A 20,406-nucleotide genomic window follows, 5' to 3' on the forward strand; every position below is an offset into this window, starting at 1 on the left:
TCGTCACCAGCATCTGTATGATTATAAGTTATAATAAGTCCAGCCACTTGCTATAAAAATGTGATCTTCGGGTTAATTTTGAAGTCACCCACGTTGTTTTGTGATATGGACTCTAAATACTTCTTTTCTGAGCTTTGTTATTGATTTATATACTATTCTATAACTCCTATCTCATAAGGAGTCTCTGTTTTGATAACGGCCAAAGTTCTACTAAGTAACTTACGAGCTATCTTTATGATTATCTTCTTAGTATCCTTACCATAATGCTTTCGGTAATAATGCTGCATCACTGGGTCTGTTCGAATCGCCTGCCATGAGGCTTCTATAAAATATGATCGCATTAATCGATGTGCTCGTGGCGTTATACCTATCGTTTTATAATTATCACCACTCTGATAAATACCTGGAGCTAACCCTACATAACCTGCCAAGTGTTTTATGCTATTAAACCTGCGTAAATCTCCTAATTCACTAATAATTCCACAAGCTACAATTCCACCAATACCCGGTATGCTTCTAAGCAAATAATAATCTTTCTTAAAATGCTTACGACAATAAGCTCTTAACTGATTACTAACTAAACGTAAATCTTCATCTACAAATCGAAAATAACGCATCCTACTCTCTAAGCTTGCTTTTGCTATTGCATATTCAAATATTATATCATCTAACCACCCCCGAAAACCATGACTCCAATGGTCATTATCGTACTGTTCTGGAACTTTTATTCCAAAGTAGAGCAACTGCATTTTTATGTAACTCTTGATACGTCTAAAATCCTTTACCAAATCATTACGCCTACGAAATAAACTACGCAAAGCTTCGCGATGCTCATCGGGCACATAAATACTACTTAATCGACCATCTTTCAATTCTCTACTAATCAACTGTGCATCTATACGATCGGTCTTTGTAAAACGCTCTTTCCCCTTACGATGGATATCGGCAGGATTAACTACTAAAGAGCGCCAGCCATAACTCTCAAAACAACGATGGGCATAATAGCCACAACATCCTGCCTCATAAGCTGTACTTACATCATATCCCGAAAAATGTCTATCAACATAAGCTTTCAATTGCAAAGGGTCTGGTGGCATACTAAAACTTTTGCCAGAAAATAGATCTGTTGAACAATGAACTTTCCAGCTGCGCTTGTGTATGTCAATTCCTATATATAATTTAGTGTCGGCAGTAATTTGAGTATTCATATCTTTATGTTTTTGTGAACTTTAAAGATACTCGTCTTACTGCTTTTTCATGGATGCTATAATTCATTGCGGCGGAATTTTCTCTCGAAAATTCCACGTTTTTTTCTATCTTTGAGCTACAACGGAATAAATCCTGCGTATTTTTCCGCAACGAAATCATAGCCAAGGCCGTTATGCAACATTAACTTCGAGATGAAAGTAAACCTAAAAGAAATTACAAAATCAAATAACAAGAGTGATTTTCTTCCTGTATTTCCAATATTAAAAGATGGAAAGTTATTTTTTGGAATTAATACTAATGGTATAAATCACTGTATTCACGGAAATAACACATTTATTGTTTGTTATAATTTAAATGAGAATAAGGTTGACTGGGTTAGAGAATTTAATGATAAAAACACTATTGGAATAGAAACAAATTTTGTAATTCATAATGATAAAATCATTGGATGTACAACAAGAGAATTATTAGCTTTAAATATAAATACAGGAATAACCTTATGGAAAAAATCATTCAAAAACTTTAGTGGTGAAATAACAATATTAAACAATAGATTATTTTTCTCAAACTGGGGAGAATTAATGGAATTAGATTTTGAAAAAGGAAAGAAAATTCAATCAAAAAAACCAAGAGTTAGTTGGTTTGACTCAAAACTTACTAACTACAAAGACAGATATTTTATTTCTACAAGTAATTCCAAAATTTTAGAATTATTTATTGAAAATTTAGACATTAAAAATCAATACAAATTTACAGGAGGTTGGGCTATTGGAACTGAACCTATATTTTTTAAAGACAAATTAATATCAGGTAGTTATGGTAGTAAAATAGTCATATTTGACTTAATCGAAAATAAAGAAATAAAAAGGTTTAAAAAAGTTACTGGTTCAAAACCGCAACAAATAAAATCAGATAATAGTTTCTTTTTCGCTGAAAAAGAAAACAATGATAACACCTCTATTTTAAGTTGTTATGATTTGATTAAAGGTAATAAAACGTGGAAAAAATCTTTTGAAGAAATAATAAAACTAGGTTTAATACAAAATGAACTGTTCATAATAACATTAAAAGATAATTATATATCGGTACACTTGATAAATAAAAAAACGGGAGAAATCAATAAAACTATTGAAAGTAGTTCTAATAGCGCATTACAAAAATTTAATCATTTCAGAGGTATTGATTTAGTTCACAATGAAAATACTCTAATTTCATCAATCGAACCTAATACTCTAAAAGTAAAAACGTTGCATAACATTGTATAACCGCAATTACGGCGGATTCGACTTCGTCCGAATCCACTCGGAATTGCTAAAGTCTGTGTCTCGTTTGAAATTTTTCGCTAAATTTGTCCGTAACTGCGGTTATACGTATTCCAAGGTTAAAAACAAGTTTTTTTTAGAAATTTACTGCTGCTATATTTACAAAGGGAGTACCTCTTTTAATTACTGCAAAACTGCGTGCTAAAATTTTATTTCTAACGTTGTTTAATACAATCATTTTATGTTTGCCTTCCTCTAACTTTCTGTGATAATAATTCTTTAACTCCTGATCAGACTGTATCGCTGAAACAGCAACCATACTTAATAATGTCTTCATTTTTCTATCGCCTATATAGTGGCTTTGTTTTCGTCGCCTAATAGAGCTTCCTGAGCTATATTCAAATGGGGCGATTCCACAATAACTTGAAAATGAACGCCAGTTATTAAATTTCATAAAATTGGATGTATGATAAAGTAATTGACAACTTAATATCAGACCTACTCCTTTTACAGTCCTTAACAACTCATAGTTGTGCTGTAACTTATCATCTGTCTTTAATAATTCTTTCATACGTTTCTCTATAGATAATACTTGCTTGTCAATGTACTTTATTGAGCGTTCTAATATCTTACAACAAGGGTCTGTTGAAGGACTTGAAAGCAAATGCTTTTGCTCTTTTAAAGTAGATTTTAAACCACTACGGTCTCTTACCATTTGATCTCGCAAAGCTAAAAGCCTACCAATCTCTTGAAACTCTTTTGGCTTTACATTACTGGGTTCTAATTCTTCTCGGTATATCCATCCAAATCGGGCAATCATGTAGGAATCTAGTTTATCTGTCTTCTCTCTAGCAAGACCTGTACTACGTTTAATTCGTATAGGGCTTTCTTCTACATAAATAAGTGATAGTGACGACAAAAAAACCGATAGCTTTAAGGAATAATTCCCTGTATTTTCAAAACAGAAAAAATACTCTGATGTTTCTAAATGGCGTTTACTCCATCGGATAAGCTCTTCATATCCCTCTTCATCATTTGAAAATACCGCATGTTGCCTACTGTTGTATAAGGTGGCATCAATGGTCTTTTTTGATACATCAATCCCAATTACATCTCTTACTTTTTTCATATATTTAAAAAATTAATGATTAATGACGTTTTGCAACTATTTCCTTTAATGAGCCATAGTGGCTAGGTATTCCAAGTAGTTCAACTAAACGTCGTGCAAGAAGTAGAGAGGACTATTACGTGTAATAGGTATTACCTAAAGACCGTTCGAGTTCTCCTCTCTACTCTTGTTAAATTTAATAATATCAAAGTAAAGGAGACCGTTGTAGCCAATTAAACAAAACCGTAATCTATTCTGAAACTTATCCAAAAAAAAAACATTTATATAAACAAAAAAATACGTAATCCGTCGTATTTTTTTAATCAAATAACTACTCTAAATTGGTAACCTTAATTATATCATATGAAACATAAAAGTATTCTACTAATAACACTTTTTGGTTTATTATCATCTGCATTTGCACAAAAAGTAGATTTTATAAATGCACCTTTAAATCCTATTGCTGTAAAATATAAGCTTGAACATTTTAATCTCAAAGGAGATGTTTATGGTTATGATCATTTTATTTTCTCTGAAAGCGGTTATTTAATAAGCTCTAATGAGCTAGTAAACTCTAAAGTCTTTATTTATGATGAAAATAACAGACTACTACACAATACAGAAGGTGAAACCTATAAGTATAATGACCAAGGTTATATAGCAGAACAAACGTATGCTAGTTTAGGGAAGAAAACCATAAAATTTCATTATAATCCAAAAGGATTGCTAATCAAAGAAGAACATGATACGTATAGCATTATTTATGAGTACGATAGCTTAAACCGCATAATAAAACAAACATCAAACATTCTAATAATAAATTATACCTACAAAAAAGAAGGTGATGTACTTTACGTAGAAGAGAATAAAACAAACGGCGGAGAAAAATTTAATACTATTAAACACGCATTCAGGAAGGGCCATAAAATAGCATTTAACACTGTAAAATTTGGGCCAACATTCGATAAACATGGTAATACATCAATTGCTGGTTTTAACCAAACGATACTTTACAGTGAATTAGCCAACACACCCAAATTATCACTTATTTACAAGAAAAGTTCATATAGAATGAATGATTTATATAATTGTAAACTGTACGTAAATAACAAAATTGTAAATTTTTTAAACACGCGTTTAATTAATGATAAAGATGTTATGGTTTACAACCCTTTTCAGGAAAACTATATGATTATTCGTAACGCACTTGACGAAGCTAAATCTGGTAAAAAGCAAGTATTTAAAACCATATATTTAAACACACATGCTTACTTGCAGTTTATTGGACAATCTTTTTATTTATTTTATAAAGGCATTAGTATATCAAACAAATTCTATCTTAGAAATAAAAGTTTAAAGATTTACAATCAGTTTAACAATGCGATTTGTTATGATGATTTTTTAGATAAAACATTTTTTGTAAAAATGACTCCTAATATAAATAAGGTGTTTCTTCCGCTTGAAGAATTACAATCTGAAGACAATATTTTCTTTATGATAAATGATGAAACAAAAATTTTTGTTGAAAAAGGAATGGCTTTAAAAAATTCTGAATACACCTTTGCTTACAATAATAATGATTTTGTGCTTTTTAAAAATAATGAACCTCTTTACTATTTTCCTAATTTAAAAAACGCAGAAAAAGAAACAGTTCATCCAGGTAGGAAATACAATAAAACAACAGACACATATCAAATTGCAAAAAAAAATACTGAAACACCAAAAAACACCTCAACTTGTCTTTCAGGAAATTGTGAAGATGGATATGGCGAGTTAAAAACCGATGAATATATTCTAAAGGGCTTTTTTAAAAACGGAAAAGCTAATGGTTTTGGTAAACAAACCTTTAGCGACAACGCTGATTATTACGAAGGTAATTTTATTGATGGTTTTAGAAATGGATTTGGCATGTTTATATGGCATGATACCAAACAATACTACATTGGGCAGTTTAAAAATGGTACGTTTCACGGTTATGGTTATGTAAAAAAAGGTGGCGAAATTTTACAAGCAGGTTATTACGAAAAAGGTAAGCAAACCCGTAACATGATTACTGCTAATTTTAAAAACAAACGTGCTGTTGGTAATTGTATAGGAGACTGTAGCAATGGTTTTGGCTTTTATCAATTTGCAAATCGAGATACTTACGTGGGCTTCTTTACTAATGGGCAAATAGATAAAGTTGGCGCCTACGGATGGTCATCGGGAGATAGCTACATTGGCGAAATACAAAATAAAAATTTTAGTGGCCAAGGCGTACAATATTACAAAAGTACTGGCACAACGTATTACGGTAATTTTTCAACAGGACAAAGACACGGTTTAGGTGTTTACCTAAACAAAAACAAACAAATAAGTAGTAAAGGCTATTGGGTAAATGGCACACTTAAAACGGCGTATTAAAAACAAGCAATAATGAAACAATTAATAATATATTTCACAACAAGTATTTTTTTACTTAATATATCCTTTGGTTTTGCACAAGGTCTTAATAAAGAAGGAATTTTCCAGAAATACTATCTTTTAAGCAATAAAAGATTAGAAGAACTTAAAGAAACTAAGAGGTTATCATGGACAGCATACAATAGACTAGTTAACAATAACACTATAAGAGTTGCTGGAGAGTATTTAGCTTTTAAAAAAAATAAGAAGAATTATGATGAGATTACTTTTATTTTGGGAGGTAGATGGCTTACTACATCAGGTAAGCTCTATATAAATAAAAATAAATCTTATGGAGAAGGTCTTAAAACACCAAGATACTCAAGTGTAGCTATTAAGCCTACTTCAGATATTCGTTACAAAAGTAATGGTCAACTGTTTGCTAGCATAGAAGATATTGAAGGGTTTATTATTAAACCTGAAGGTAATTTATATTATGAAGATGGTAGTGTTCTTTATAGTGAAGAATTAGATGAGTCTGGTCAATACAACCGTATAACTATAAGAAGAGCTAATGGTGAATACGATGTTTTATTAAATGCTATGCTACCAGAAGGCTTGGGTTCTAAATATTCAAATATGATTTATCCAACTAGACCAAGTAGTCTTATTATTTCACCTTTGTCTAAAGAGACCTCAATAATAAATTTTGAAAATGGACATAAGTATATAGGTCTTTCTACTGTTGGTACATATGATGCAAGTGGTAAAGGTGCATTTACTGGTTTTATGCCTACCTTATTTATGGAATACGGTAACGGAGGTGTGTTTTTTTTAGAGAAACCGTGGTCTAAAACACCTTATCAATGGGCTTTGGTTGTTGATGGAGAAGTCGAAATGACGATTCCTGCAAATGAAACTGATAAACCACAAATAGATAGCCTTCTAAATAACCTGTCAGTTAAGATGACTTATTACCCTTATTCTTACCCATTAATCAAAAATGAAGAAAGCAAAGCTATACATTGGCCAACAATGGATGGTTATCTTCATAGTAAAGACACTACAAATCTTAATGGTTATGGAATCAAATTTCACACAACCGATTCTATTTTTAAAGGAGATCATTCATATTTAGAAGTTGGTACTTTTAAAAATGGAAAATTACACGGTATGGGTTATAAAGTAAATATAACCAGACTTTATAATGATCAATATTCAAGTCGTCCAAGTAACCATGATGAGGATTATAAAGCATTTGCTGCTCGTGTTAAAGGTGCTGCAGGTGTTTTTGAAAATGGCACATTAGTAGAAGGAAGAGAATTGAATATTGATAATGCAAGAAAAACATATATAAATGGTAATAGATGGAAACATATACCTGTTGAAGGTTTTGCATACATTGGACAAGAGCCACTCATATATAAAAGTAGTGTTTATTATGGAGAGATGCCTTTTACAGAAGTTCCTATTTACAATTCATATGTTTATATAAGCAAAATAAAACGCCAAGTAAAAATTTTAGAAGTAAACACAACTAAGAGAGCTATTAAAGTAATGGGAGATTTTAATGAGCCTGTTTGGTTAGATAAAAACTCTGGACCTATATACTATCAGTATACAACAAAAACAACAACTACCAAATTTTGTCCTAAAACCATCACTCGTGACAAGCATAAAGAAATAAATGTAAAGAAATCTATACCTAGAACCACAACTAAAGTTAGAAAAGTTGAAGGAGCTATAGTAGATTATTATTATACTACTCGCAGCAGTGACCCTATAGAGTATACTGTAAAAGAAACGGTTTATGATGGTTTAGAAACGGTAACTTGTCCAGTTTGTAACGGTACTGGAATAAGAAATATCCCGGCAAATAGTAATGAGCATAGACTGCTAACTTTTTAAAAAAACTTAATCACAATAACTACCTTTTATGAAAACACTTAGAAAATTATGGTGCTTAATTATACTCTTTTCAATTATTAATGTTTATTCACAAGAAAAAGAAAATAATTCACCCTACGATAAACTTTCGAAAGTAAATAAAGGCTACAAATTACTTTCACCAGAAGCCGAAGCATTTATTGATTCATTTAACAAAAATCAAGATAGTGTTGTGCAATATGTTAATGATATGGGAAGATCGTTTTATAAATATAAGGTACCCTCGTATGTACAAAAAGAAAAATTATTATATGTCATAAATGAGCTTTTCACTGTTCAACCATATTTAGTCTTTAGAATTTACATGGTTATTAATGAAAGTTTCAGGAATTATATTTATGAAAATATAACCTCTGATATAAAAATGTCTTTGAAGTTTGCAAGTGAAAGATATCTTAATAAAAAAAGAGAATAGAAAATGCCAACAAAGGCAATTAAATACTAATGCTATTAAAATAAAACACAATGAACCAGACCATTAATATATTTTCAGCTATTCTATTGTTACTTAGTTTTAATGCAAGTGCTCAATCCCTACCACAAATAAACGCTAAGGATTATGAATTTGAATCAAACACCAAACAAGTTGAAATCACCACCTACAATGTTGAAAATGATAGTGTAGTGGTATCAAAAATTAGTAGCTACAGCTTTAACAGTGAAGGTGCTATGAAAAGCTATGAGTACCGAAATAAGCAAAACAAGTTGTGGGGAAAAGTAAAAAACACTTACAAAAAGGGGAGATTACACAAAAAAACTGGGAAGTATAGTAATTCTACCCTAAATAAAAAGCATTACTACACCTATGATGACAATGGTAACTTAACCAGTGAGCAAATTCGTTTAAATAACGGAAATACGAATACTGTAAAATTCGAATATAAAGACAATTTGCTTTACAAAATTAACAGTACTGTAGATGAAACTGTCATCACACATCAATATACCCAAAAAGGACATTTATTTAAAAAAGTAGTTTCAAAAAAACAAGGCGATACATCAAATGTTATATCCAACCATTTTTATTTAAAAAATAAAGAAATTTTCTCTTACACAGAGCCAAAAAAACATTATAAATTACATATCTATAACGAAAACGTATACATTGGTTTTGAACTTATAGACGACGAACGTGTTAAAAGCAAACTAGAAAGAGGTATACAACGATTTAACAAAGAAGCCCCCAAAGATAATCTTCCGTTCAATCTACAACAACATTGTAACCAAACTTGGCAATTTTACAATAAAAATTTAGACAAAGTAATCCCTTTTGAAATAAAAATTTACAAGTACAAAAAAGATGCTTCGGGTAAGAAAATAAAATATGCTAAAGCAATAGTTGATATAAAAACTAAAACCATTTCTAGCGTTAGTTTTTATAAAACAACCTTTAATAATAACAGTGTTGTAGGTAGTACAGCTTTCGATGAAAACCTATTTTCAGAGTTTAAAGAAGATATTACATTTATAAATATCCCATAACATTTATAAAATGACAACTAACAATTTTGAAATAAAACCACTATCCTCTCAAGACAGAAATAAACTTAGAAAACAGTACTTATTTGCTGTTTTGTTCTTAGGTGTTGCAAGTGCTATATTTTCTTTCATCTATTTTTTTGTTATAAAACCAGATAACTTTAGTGGAATTCCTATAGTGATGTTTTCTATATTTCTGGTATTCTTTGCTGGTATTTTTTCTTATATATTTTGGAATACCTATATCGATTTAAAACGCGGTATTAAACACTGTTACACAGGTATTATTACCGATAAACGTGTTGACAAACACACTACTAAATCAAGAAGTTATAATACCAAAATGGGCACAAATACAAGACACAAGTCTAGCAGAACCTATTATTATATAACCATTGATAATAAAGAACACAGCGTTCCTTATTCAAAATATGCAAAAGTAAACGTTAACGACAAAGTGTATTTAGAATCTAGCCCAAAAAACAAAGAAGTTTTAGCTTTTACTATTTTAGAAAAAAATCAAAATCCAATTACAAATACTGCCAAAACATCTTATTCTTCCCCTTTTAAGAGTAAAAGCATTACTAAGCCAATGCGCCAAAGTGAAATTGATTTAGTGAAAGAAAAATTTTTTAAAAAAGTAAGACGAGCATTAATTTACATAGCTATTTACAGCATTTTATTGTTTACCCTATGGCAAGGAATATTCATTTTTTTAATTCCTGTAATAATCGCCTTTATTTATACTTCAATTAAATTACTGATTCTAATCAATAAGTATGCAAAATTCAATAGAAACGGAAATCTAAAACAAATAACTACAGTACAAGTAATCGACAAGTTAACAATGACTTCTAATACAAGCTCTACTAAATTTAGAGTGACAACCAATGCAGAAAGTATTAATGTTTCTGAAAAAATTTACAAGAAACTAAAGGCAAATGCTATAATAGAATTACACAAAGCAACTTTTCTTAAAAATTTAGTAGGAGTTAGTATTGATGAAGGAACACAATATTTAGAAAATTTATGAAAGCCGGACTTTTCAAAATAGCATATAGCATCATCCTTATATTTTTTATAAGCCATAAGCTATATAGCAATGTAGCTCAACCTGGTATTTGGAACGCGGGCGGCACTGTTTTTACAATGCTACATCCCGAAGATTCCCTTAGCTTTAAAAAAGTACAAATGCAACAAGAGCAAATTTACATTCAGTTGTACAAAGGCTTTGCGGTTGTAAAAGGCGTTTACTGGTTTCGCAATACTACTAAAGACCGCTTACAGTTTAAAATGGGATATCCTGTAAATGGTATTTACGCTGGCGGAGAAACAGACTTAAACCAAGTGAGTATAGATTCATTAAATGCGTTTAAAATAAAAGCCAAAGGCAAGTGGCTACCACTACTTAAACAATCTTATCCAGAGCTTAATAATAATGATAAAAATACAATGCCATATAGCGACAATTGGAAAGTGTGGGAAATGACGTTTCAACCCAACGAAATACAAATTGTCGAAGTATATTTTATAGTAAATACCAATAATGCGCAAATAAGAAAGGGTTATAATGTGGATAACAAAAATGCGTTTATTTACCTGTTAGAAAGTGGCAGTGTATGGCAGTCACCAATTGAAAAAGCAACGTTTTATGTACAGTTAATGGATGGATTGCTGCCAACAGATATAAACGGAATGTCTTCAGGTTTCCATTTTAAATTTAGCAAAAAACATAAACTATTTGTAGGTGAAAAACAGCACTTTTCCCCTACACCAAAAGACAATTTAGTGATTAACTATTATACTCAAGAAGCTAAATTTTCATTTCATAATACGCTTTCAAACACCAATGCTTTATACTTATCTATTGACAGTTTAGGAACTTTACCTAAAAATGGCCTCGAATATAAAGCCATAAAGTTAGGCAACCCTTATAGCGTAAAACCCACAGTTGATGGTTTTTTACCAATGCTATTAACCTATTTTGTAATGTATCTTCCAGGTATAATAATTGCTTTTTTAATAATACTATTTATACGATATATGCTTAAACGAAGAAAACTAAAAATCAATTCTTAAACTAGCCTAAACAATGCATTCCTTTATTGAAAAACATCTAAAACATTATTCGCAATGGGATTTTTTGGTTTTCACACTCTTTACAATTATTTCCATTTTAAATGGAAAAACCACCATATTTTATATGCTCTATTTCTTTTGGTGCAATGAAGTATTGCGCATTATTATTGACCGCCTACTTTATAAAACTAACTCAAATGCCATTTTAGGATCATCTAAAAAGCCTTCTATTTTACCTTCGTTATTACCAATGGGTATATATTTTGTATTTATCGTTGTCTTTTTTGGTTTTGTTTCCAGCTGGAAAAATGAGGAAATTACGTTAATGAATATGCAAATATTGTTTTTTAAAAATACATTTTTTGTACTTAACTTAATTTTTGTAGCTATAGAACGCATACTACTTCACAGAACACAACAGCAAGTAATAGTGATTTTTGGAATATTCACACCTAATATGCTCATACTCCATATGTCAATTGTTCTTGGCGCTTTATTAATGTTTTTTGTAGTACGTAGTTTTCCCGAAACATTTACTCCAAGCAACCTATGGGGTTCGGTTATTATTATCTTTCCATTCTTACTTATAAAAGCTTTTTTTGCTTATTACATGCAGAATAAATAAAAATGTAACTGGCTACAATCGAGTAGACGGCTCCGCACCCAAATAGGCACGGAGTTCGCCTCTCACACTACCGTACGTAAGGATCTCGTATACTGCGGTTCAATAATGATACATTACTGTTTGAGGTATTCGACTAAACTTATGTAACCCCGCCTTTTCAATCGTTCGTTTGTAATTGTAGTTCTAAGAATAGGGCTTTGAGCAATAAGATTCGACATACTTATGATATTCACATGATGTTAAAAGATGATGAACTCAACTCTTTTTTCAATTCTACAGCATTTGACGTAATGCTTTTAAAAGTTGCCAATGATGATGTGCAAAGTTTTAAAAACAATAATAATTGGTTATCAAACCATCCAATAACCGCAATATTATTTTCAGACACAGAAAACACTTGGAATCAAATCAAAAACAAACACTTATGAAACCCGTTTTAAAGAATTAGTTTTTGGCGAGTTTCCATCAGAAAATGAAATAATGAACACCATAAAAGTAATTGCTAAAAGACTAAAAACAGTTGTGTGGAATATTGAAACGGAAAAATAGCCAACACTATAAGCCATACACATTTGCAGTTCGCACTAGTTAACGATTCATCAAAAACTGCAAAAAGAATATGCCTTTGCCAACGCTAATAAAAAAATAACAAAGTTATCAGACGGTACAGTAAATTCAAGTTAAAACTTTATAGATAAACCCGCAAAACACTAGCTTTCCCTCCAAATGGTTAATAACCATATATTAGTTTGCCTTTTATAATTTTTCTTTGCGTTTTGCGGTTATTCATTTTATTATAAACAACTTAATTTTTAATCCTTTCTCACTATTTTACAAATTTCATTCTCATGTTTAGGCTTTTGAATACAAAAAACGTATTCTAGAATACGAATATTAATAGTCTTTTTTTATTTGTATTCTTTATTGTATTCATATTAAACAACTGTAAAACAACAATTTAAACCAAAAAATTACGAAAGATTCACAGGATTTAAAATCAACCGTTTTACCTTTTGCGTTGAAATTTGCGTTTTTATGCTTCAAAATTTAAGTTAAGCCTAGAGGTGTTTTCGTTGAAATTTCATTTTTACTTAGACTTTTCCTTCTATATTTAATCTCATGAGTATAAAATTATACTCATGAATATAACTTATTTAGAGTTTTCTGAGTTTATACTCAATTTTATACTCGACATAAAGAAATGAAAACCAGTTAATTAAAAACAAAAAACACAGCTGAGTATAAAAAATATAATTTTTTTATAAAAATTACTCCAAACATATTAAAAATGAAAATCTGCATTTTTTACTATTGCGTCAAATGTTGCGTTTCTTTGCGTATAAGTTTCTGTCATTTTTAAATCATGATGCCTTGCTTGATGACGTACTTTTATAGAGGGAACTCCACTGTTTAACAAATCAGTAATTCCAGTATCTTTTAAAGAATACCATTGATACTTTTTTTCAATTTTATACTTATTTCTAAACTTCGTCCATTCATCAGAAACCTTTTTAGGAGGTATTTGTTCTTTTCCTGATTCAAAATTGTTTTTAGAGAACAAATAGTAGTCAGGTTTAGCCCCTTCTAAATGTTTTAAGAGCAAAGGAAATAATGAGTTCGGTATTGTAACATTATCAGATTTTTTGTTTTTCGAATTTTCTCCTGATATAGTAATAAACCCTTCTTTTAAATTAACATCACTTACTTTCAATTTTGTTAATTCTGTTCTTCTAATAAAGCAATAGTATGTACACATACATAAAACATAATAATTAAAGTTTGTTCTCTTTAATTCTTTTAGTTTTTCCTTTTCTTGCGTTCGCAAAACTTCACGCACCTTCTTTTGTTGCGGTATAGGTTTTATAAGTTCTGCTGGATTTTGTTTGATATAACCTTTAGATCTACACCAAATGAAAAAAGTATTTAAAAACTGAAGATAATTATTATAGGTTCTAGGGCTATAATTCTTTTCTAAGTACAAATAATCTAAAAAAGCATGAACAAAAGTATTATCTATTTCTATCATGAACTTTACTGTTCTGTTTTTTTCTTTCATAAATAGACCAAGCATTTTTAAATAAGATTTATATCCATTTAAGCTTACTTGACGTTTAATTCCGTCTTTTACTTCTTTCTCTTGGACTAACAAAAAAGTATCTACGCAATCTTGATAAGACTTATACTGTGTGCTTTTTTCTTCATAAAAAGGAGACCAACCATGTTCTAACTTACTATTAATAGCTGCTACCATTTTTTTTGCATAACGCAACCTCTCTGTTTTGTTGTTGAGTTTAGGAACACGACTTCTGAAACGCTTAAACTCCTCCTTTGCAGGAACCTTAGCATAATAAACAATAATCCAGTCTTGATTTTGGCGTAATTCCGCTGGTTTGTAGTCTACAAAGATTTTTGCGGAATTTTCTTTTTTAAGTTTTGACATTTTTTTTATTACCCTTCATTTTCAACGATTTGAAAGGGAATAGTTAAATGACTCAATTTTGACACAGCTTTTTTACCTTTTTTAAGATAAAACACTGATTCTGTGTTCATAACACAGCAATAGTACCAAAGGTGGGACTCGAACCCACACGCCCTTGCGAGCATCGGATTTTGAATCCGACGTGTCTACCAATTCCACCACTTTGGCTTTTGGTGAGTGCAAATCTATAAAATATTTCGTTCAAAATATCTTTTAAACTCTTTAAAATAGTTTTATTTTTGCCCATACAACAACATTAACTAAAATATACTTTTCTAAATGGCTACAAATCAATTAAGCCCTAAAATATTTGCTTGTTCACAAAGTATTGAATTAGCAGAGGAAATCGCTAATGCATACGGAGTTGAACTTGGAAATGTAACTACCACTCACTTTAGCGACGGTGAATTTCAACCTGCTTTCGAAGAATCAATCAGAGGAAGAAGAGTTTTTATTGTAGGATCTACATTTCCATCAACAGATAATTTAATGGAAATGTTATTAATGTGTGATGCTGCTAAACGTGCATCTGCAAGACATATTACTGCTGTAATGCCTTATTTCGGTTGGGCTCGCCAAGACAGAAAAGACAAACCTCGTGTAGCTATTGGAGCTAAATTGGTAGCTAAGTTATTAGAAACTGCTGGAGCTACTAGAATTATGACGATGGATTTACATGCTGATCAAATTCAAGGTTTCTTTGAAAAACCAGTAGATCACTTATTTGCTTCTACCATCTTTTTACCTTATGTAAAAAGTTTAGGTTTAGATAACTTAACTATTGCATCACCAGATATGGGAGGCTCTAAAAGAGCTTACGCATATTCTAAATACTTAGAAAGTGATGTAGTTATTTGTTATAAGCAGCGTCAAAAAGCCAATGTAATTGCTCACATGGAGCTAATTGGTGAGGTAAAAGGTAAAAATGTAATTCTTGTAGATGATATGATTGATACAGGAGGAACACTTACCAAAGCAGCCGATTTGATGATGGAACGTGGTGCAAAAAGTGTACGGGCTATTTGTACTCACCCTATTCTTTCAGGTAATGCCTATGAAAGAATTCAAAATTCGCAATTAACAGAGCTAATCGTTTCAGATACAATTCCTTTAAAAAAGAATATTTCTAAAATAAAAGTTGTATCTTGCGCCGCTTTATTCGCTGATGTGATGCATAAAGTTCAAGACAATACATCTATTAGCGATCAATTTTTAATGTAAATAAACAAAGTAATGAAATCAATTACAATCAAAGGATCACAAAGAGAAAGCGTAGGTAAAAAAGCAACAAAAGCCTTACGTAATGCTGGAAAGGTTCCTTGCGTATTATACGGAGGAGACAAGCCTGTTCACTTTTCAGCAGATGAAAAAGCGTTCAAATCGTTAATCTATACTCCAGAAGTATTTACTGCTACGATTGAATTAGAAGGAGCTACTTATAGCGCTGTATTACAAGATGTACAATTTCACCCAGTAAGTGATGAAATTTTACACATCGACTTCTATCAATTATTTGATGATAAAGCTGTAACTATGGAAATTCCTGTACGTTTAGTAGGAAAATCTAAAGGTGTTATGGTTGGTGGAGCTTTACGTCACAACTTACGTAAATTAAAAGTAAAAGCTTTACCAGCTAACTTGCCAGATTTTATCGAAGCTGATATTACTGAGTTAGAAATTGGTAACAAGTTATATGTAACTAAGTTACAAAACGATAACTACTCAATTTTACACCCAGATAACACAGTGGTTGCTCAAGTTCGTATGTCTCGTAACGCGGCAAAAGCAGCAGCTGAAGCTGAAAAGAAATAAGACTTACCTCGTTAAGTTTTTAAAAAGCGTTACCAAGTGTAGCGCTTTTTTTATTTTTGACACATGATTTTTAATACCCTTTGGAAAAGATTATTTGGTTTTTCTAACACACATTCAACAGCTACAGAAAACGATACAATGAAGAAATTTTTAATAGTAGGTTTAGGTAATATTGGTGAAAAATATGACAACACACGTCATAATATTGGCTTTAAAATAGTAGATGCTTTCGTAAAAGAATATGATGGGTCTTTTGAATCTGAAAAACTAGGTGATGTTGCTACACTTAAAATTAAAGGAAAAACAGTTATTGTTTTAAAACCGAATACTTATATGAATTTAAGTGGAAAAGCGGTTAAATTTTGGATGCAAAAAGAAAATATTCAAATTGAAAACTTACTGATTATTACCGATGATTTAAATATCGACTTCGGAAAGATTCGTATAAAAGGAAAAGGTAGTTCAGGTGGTCATAACGGATTAAAAGACATCCAAGACAAGCTTAATACTGGTTCTTATCCACGTTTTCGCTTTGGGGTTGGTGCTGACTACTCTAAAGGAAGACAAGTTGATTACGTGCTAGGGAAATGGTCTTCTGAAGAAGAAAGTGCCATGATTGAACGCATACCAACTTCTGTTAATGCTATTACCTCATTTATCAATGCAGGATTAGCAAATACTATGAATGAATTTAACGGAAAGTAATCTGTTAGTTTGTTAGTTCATTGAAAAATTGAAATATTGAAGAATTAATATATTCATTCCTTAAATCAATAACTCATTAGAGCATTTCCTCATTAACCAATTAAATCATTCGCTAATTATCCGAAGCATACCACTCTGCAAAACTAGTTTCTGTTTCCTGTAACTTAATTGCATGTAGTTTGATACTTTCTGGTAAACGCGATTGGATTTTTTGAGCAAAATCAATCACCATCATTTCACTGGTTGGTTGATAATCTACCAAAATCACATGATGCCCTCTATCTTTTAACTCTTTGGCTAATTCAATATGAGGTGTGTTTTTATTAAATACTGTTGCATGGTCAAACACATCAACAATTTCTTCTTTTACAATCTTTTTTAAATCTCCGAAATCGATAACCATACCGTATTTAACATTCGATGTATCTCTAATTGGTGAGCCAATTACCGTTACCGAAAGTTTGTAACTATGCCCGTGAACATTTTTACACTTTCCGTCATAACCATACAATGCATGCCCAGTTTCGAAGTTAAATTGCTTGGTAATTCTAATCTTGCCCATAAGTTTCTATTTTAAAAGAAGTGATGAAAGATTACTTCACTTTAGCTTGTCTTAAGCGACAACTAAAAGATTGTAATACGTTATTTTCTTTTAAACTTCTTGTTTGCTCTGTATTTATTAAAAAAATACACTACTGCTACACCTGCTGCTAAAATGGCAAATAAATAATCTCCGCCCATACTATTTTGTTTTTATTCGCCGAAAGTACGAATTTGTTTTACAACTTTTGTTAATATCCATACAAAACCTACTGAAACTACGACTCCAATCAATAGTGTTAATATCGGATTCTGTGCTACCCACTTTCCTACTTCATACCCAACTTCATATCCTGCATTGTAAGCTGCAGAGCCTTTTTCTTCTTGTACTAAAAGCATCGCTTATTTTTTAAATTTTTCTAAAGCCTTTTTGGTAAAGTCTGACAAGACTAATTTTCCAGAAGTTTCAGCTCTTTCAATTAGTAATTCTTCCCAGTGTTCGGTTCCTTTCCATAATGCTCTCTTCATTTCTACTAAAGCTTCTGGATTGTACGATGCTAATTTCTCTGATAAAATCTCAACCTCTTTATCCAATTCATTTTGTGTTTCAAAAACACGCGCATACAACCCTTTTTCTTTCGCCCAATACGCATTTTTCCAACTAGTCGCATCCAACGTTAATTCTGCCAATCCGCTTACGTTTATTTTACGTTCTACAGCAGGTGCAATTACAAACGGACCAATACCTATTGTAAATTCAGAAAGTTTAATAGCGGCTTGTTCTGTAGCCAACACATAATCGCAAGCTGCTGCTAATCCAACTCCGCCACCTACAGTTTTTCCTTGTACTCTCCCTATAATTAATTTTGAACAACGACGCATTGCATTAATTACATTCGCAAATCCTGAGAAAAAAGCTTTTCCATCTATTGAGTTATCAATCGCAACCAATTCATCAAACGAAGCACCTGCACAAAAAGCTCGATCTCCTTCCGATTTTAGTATAATTATTGAAACCTCATCGTTTGTTGATAATTTATCAAACTCGTTGGCTAAACGCTCTAACAATACACTTGGAAAAGAGTTACTTGCTGGGTGCCCGAATTCAACTGTTGCTATTTTATTTTCAATATGCGTATATAAACTTCCGTTTTCTCTAGTTGTAGTCATTTGTTTATTCTTTGTTCAAATTTACGAGAAATGTTACTGCAAGTAAAGTTCTTTCCAGAAATTTTGTAAGAGTTCTCGATATATTTTTCTTCATTCTTCAGAAAAACACTCGAACTGACACTATTTTTGTTGAGCAAGCGGTAAAAATTTACTTCTAAACTTAACAACTAATGGAACTGCTCTGGCAATCATCCATAGATAAAAAGCAATCCAAATTGCATGTAATTTATAGTCTAGAGAATCAAAAAATAAGAGTGTAGGAATAAAAACCAATCCTGTTGCTAACAACAAAACGTTTCGTAAATATTTCATTTCTCCCATTCCTTTAAACATTCCGTCATAAATAAAGGCGATAGAACATATAGGTTGCATGATTAAAATAATCCAAAAAGTATTGTAGAACTGTTCTAAAACTTCAGCTTCTTTGGTGAAAACTCTTCCAATAAACTGATACAAAACAAATCCGACCAACGCTAAAAACAATCCGAAGAAAAAGCCATATTTAATTAATCTGTTTCCTAGAACGACCAAGGTTTTATATGCTTTTGCGCCTAAAAGTTTTCCTGATAAAATATTTCCTGCGGAAGAATAGCCATCAATCATAAAAGCACCCATAAGCCATAAATTAAAGCCGATAGTATACGCTGCAATATAGGCATCGCCATAATCGGTAGCGTAGGATGTTCCGAAATATAGGGCAACATTTAGTGCTAAAGTTCGAACAAATAAATTCAACACCATATTGATAAACTTCGGAATTTCAGAGTTAAATGGTAATGTAAATTTTAATGAAATATCGGTCTTTTTCAATAACAATACGGCAGAAATTATCGCCATGGTAACTTGAGCTGCTACACTTGCATACGCTGCTCCTTGAATTTGCATTGCAGGAATATATCCTTCAATTCCATAAACCAGCACAACGTCTAACACTATATTTATAACAGTACCTATCAAGGCAATTACCATAGGGTAAAAAGTGTTTTGTAAACCCCGGAATGTACCAAAGATTGCAATGGTAAAAAGCGTAAACGGAAACCCAAAAACACGGATTTTATAATACTCAATCGAGTAGTCTAAAATCGTTCCTGACGCATTATACAATTCAAAAATTTCTTTAGCAAACGGGTAACTCAATCCTAGAATAAGAGCGCTTACCCCTAATACAATAACAATGGCTTGTGCAGGTAGATTTTTAATTTCCTCAAGCTTATTAGCCCCTAAATATTGAGAAACGATGGAAGAAATTCCGCTACGTGTTTGCCCGAACACCCAAATTAACATCGAAAGAAAAGCACCTACAATACCAATCGCAGCGATACTTTCAGTAGCATTGTATTCAATATTCCCCACAATGGCTAAATCGGTGGTAGAAAGTAAGGGTTCTGCAACACCTGCCACCAATGCAGGAAAGGCTAGTTTGTTAATGTATTTAAAACTGATATCGTGTTGCATAGTTTGTTTTGTCAAAAATATCAAACATCTTTATTTTTTAACTCTCTACAAGAAGCAATTTAGTAGTTTTTTGTTAAAGAAATGTTAACAAAAACTCAGAGTTTTCCCTAATGCTAACTAAAAACAAATAAGGAAACCCCTTGTTGCAAAAAAT

19 protein-coding genes and 1 tRNA gene are annotated in these 20,406 nt (G+C 31.4%); 12 read left to right on the forward strand and 8 right to left on the reverse strand.

The window, feature by feature from the left end; genetic code table 11:
* Positions 1 to 152: 152 nt before the first annotated feature.
* Positions 153 to 1,208, reverse strand: a complete 1,056-nt coding sequence (locus AC3VI6_RS05270; protein ID WP_497704953.1) for an IS110 family RNA-guided transposase — start codon at positions 1,206 to 1,208, stop codon at positions 153 to 155.
* Between the two features lie 192 nt (positions 1,209 to 1,400).
* Here AC3VI6_RS05270 and AC3VI6_RS05275 point away from each other — a divergent pair, with 192 nt between their 5' ends.
* The gene (locus AC3VI6_RS05275) at positions 1,401 to 2,474 is read left to right on the forward strand and encodes a BamB-related PQQ repeat family beta-propellar protein (protein WP_497705408.1); all 1,074 of its coding nucleotides are present in this window, start codon (positions 1,401 to 1,403) and stop codon (positions 2,472 to 2,474) included.
* 133 nt (positions 2,475 to 2,607) lie between these two features.
* Here AC3VI6_RS05275 and AC3VI6_RS05280 read toward each other — a convergent pair whose 3' ends face one another.
* Entirely contained in the window at positions 2,608 to 3,600 is a 993-nt protein-coding gene (locus tag AC3VI6_RS05280) for an IS110 family RNA-guided transposase (protein ID WP_497705409.1), read from the reverse strand.
* A 342-nt stretch (positions 3,601 to 3,942) separates the two neighbouring features.
* Here AC3VI6_RS05280 and AC3VI6_RS05285 point away from each other — a divergent pair, with 342 nt between their 5' ends.
* The 8 genes from AC3VI6_RS05285 to AC3VI6_RS05320 all read left to right on the forward strand — a co-directional run bounded on the left by AC3VI6_RS05285 (position 3,943) and on the right by AC3VI6_RS05320 (position 12,519).
* Positions 3,943 to 5,982 (forward strand): MORN repeat-containing protein, encoded by a 2,040-nt coding sequence (locus AC3VI6_RS05285; RefSeq protein ID WP_497705410.1) that lies wholly within the window; start codon positions 3,943 to 3,945, stop codon positions 5,980 to 5,982.
* A 12-nt stretch (positions 5,983 to 5,994) separates the two neighbouring features.
* The gene (locus AC3VI6_RS05290) at positions 5,995 to 7,869 is read left to right on the forward strand and encodes a hypothetical protein (protein WP_497705411.1); all 1,875 of its coding nucleotides are present in this window, start codon (positions 5,995 to 5,997) and stop codon (positions 7,867 to 7,869) included.
* 28 nt (positions 7,870 to 7,897) lie between these two features.
* Positions 7,898 to 8,323: a hypothetical protein gene (locus AC3VI6_RS05295; RefSeq protein WP_497705412.1), complete on the forward strand. Its 426-nt coding sequence runs from the start codon at positions 7,898 to 7,900 to the stop codon at positions 8,321 to 8,323.
* A gap of 50 nt (positions 8,324 to 8,373) precedes the next feature.
* Positions 8,374 to 9,390: a hypothetical protein gene (locus AC3VI6_RS05300; RefSeq protein WP_497705413.1), complete on the forward strand. Its 1,017-nt coding sequence runs from the start codon at positions 8,374 to 8,376 to the stop codon at positions 9,388 to 9,390.
* Positions 9,391 to 9,400: 10 nt separating this feature from the next.
* Complete coding sequence (locus tag AC3VI6_RS05305; RefSeq protein ID WP_497705414.1) at positions 9,401 to 10,420, forward strand: hypothetical protein; 1,020 nt, start codon at positions 9,401 to 9,403, stop codon at positions 10,418 to 10,420.
* A 158-nt stretch (positions 10,421 to 10,578) separates the two neighbouring features.
* Entirely contained in the window at positions 10,579 to 11,466 is an 888-nt protein-coding gene (locus AC3VI6_RS05310; protein ID WP_497705415.1) for a hypothetical protein, read from the forward strand.
* A 13-nt stretch (positions 11,467 to 11,479) separates the two neighbouring features.
* Positions 11,480 to 12,091: a hypothetical protein gene (locus AC3VI6_RS05315; RefSeq protein WP_497705416.1), complete on the forward strand. Its 612-nt coding sequence runs from the start codon at positions 11,480 to 11,482 to the stop codon at positions 12,089 to 12,091.
* A 197-nt stretch (positions 12,092 to 12,288) separates the two neighbouring features.
* Positions 12,289 to 12,519 carry a hypothetical protein gene (locus AC3VI6_RS05320; RefSeq protein ID WP_497705417.1) on the forward strand — a complete coding sequence of 77 codons (231 nt, stop codon included), beginning with the start codon at positions 12,289 to 12,291 and terminating at the stop codon, positions 12,517 to 12,519.
* 854 nt (positions 12,520 to 13,373) lie between these two features.
* Here the strand turns inward: AC3VI6_RS05320 and AC3VI6_RS05325 are convergent.
* On the reverse strand, positions 13,374 to 14,531 hold the full coding sequence (locus AC3VI6_RS05325) for a tyrosine-type recombinase/integrase (RefSeq protein ID WP_497705418.1): 1,158 nt from the start codon (positions 14,529 to 14,531) through the stop codon (positions 13,374 to 13,376).
* A gap of 123 nt (positions 14,532 to 14,654) precedes the next feature.
* Positions 14,655 to 14,738, reverse strand: a tRNA-Leu gene (locus AC3VI6_RS05330).
* A gap of 111 nt (positions 14,739 to 14,849) precedes the next feature.
* Between AC3VI6_RS05330 and AC3VI6_RS05335 the strand changes: the two genes are divergently transcribed.
* The 3 genes from AC3VI6_RS05335 (at position 14,850) to pth (ending at position 17,087) form a co-directional block, all read left to right on the forward strand.
* The gene (locus AC3VI6_RS05335; protein WP_497705419.1) at positions 14,850 to 15,791 is read left to right on the forward strand and encodes a ribose-phosphate pyrophosphokinase; all 942 of its coding nucleotides are present in this window, start codon (positions 14,850 to 14,852) and stop codon (positions 15,789 to 15,791) included.
* A 12-nt stretch (positions 15,792 to 15,803) separates the two neighbouring features.
* On the forward strand, positions 15,804 to 16,382 hold the full coding sequence (locus AC3VI6_RS05340; RefSeq protein ID WP_497705420.1) for a 50S ribosomal protein L25/general stress protein Ctc: 579 nt from the start codon (positions 15,804 to 15,806) through the stop codon (positions 16,380 to 16,382).
* A 138-nt stretch (positions 16,383 to 16,520) separates the two neighbouring features.
* Positions 16,521 to 17,087 carry an aminoacyl-tRNA hydrolase gene (gene pth / locus AC3VI6_RS05345; RefSeq protein WP_497705421.1) on the forward strand — a complete coding sequence of 189 codons (567 nt, stop codon included), beginning with the start codon at positions 16,521 to 16,523 and terminating at the stop codon, positions 17,085 to 17,087.
* Positions 17,088 to 17,199: 112 nt separating this feature from the next.
* On the opposite strand, the gene AC3VI6_RS05350 is transcribed toward pth, so the two are convergent.
* The 4 genes from AC3VI6_RS05350 to AC3VI6_RS05365 all read right to left on the reverse strand — a co-directional run bounded on the left by AC3VI6_RS05350 (position 17,200) and on the right by AC3VI6_RS05365 (position 20,252).
* Positions 17,200 to 17,649: a 6-pyruvoyl trahydropterin synthase family protein gene (locus tag AC3VI6_RS05350; RefSeq protein ID WP_497705422.1), complete on the reverse strand. Its 450-nt coding sequence runs from the start codon at positions 17,647 to 17,649 to the stop codon at positions 17,200 to 17,202.
* A 191-nt stretch (positions 17,650 to 17,840) separates the two neighbouring features.
* Positions 17,841 to 18,026, reverse strand: coding sequence for a hypothetical protein (locus tag AC3VI6_RS05355; RefSeq protein WP_299004891.1), 186 nt, complete (start codon positions 18,024 to 18,026; stop codon positions 17,841 to 17,843).
* Positions 18,027 to 18,029: 3 nt separating this feature from the next.
* Positions 18,030 to 18,797 (reverse strand): enoyl-CoA hydratase/isomerase family protein, encoded by a 768-nt coding sequence (locus AC3VI6_RS05360; RefSeq protein WP_497705423.1) that lies wholly within the window; start codon positions 18,795 to 18,797, stop codon positions 18,030 to 18,032.
* 120 nt (positions 18,798 to 18,917) lie between these two features.
* Positions 18,918 to 20,252 (reverse strand): MATE family efflux transporter, encoded by a 1,335-nt coding sequence (locus AC3VI6_RS05365; RefSeq protein WP_497705424.1) that lies wholly within the window; start codon positions 20,250 to 20,252, stop codon positions 18,918 to 18,920.
* Between the last annotated feature and the right edge of the window lie 154 nt (positions 20,253 to 20,406).

Source organism: Tenacibaculum sp. TB-56 (genome assembly GCF_059716275.2).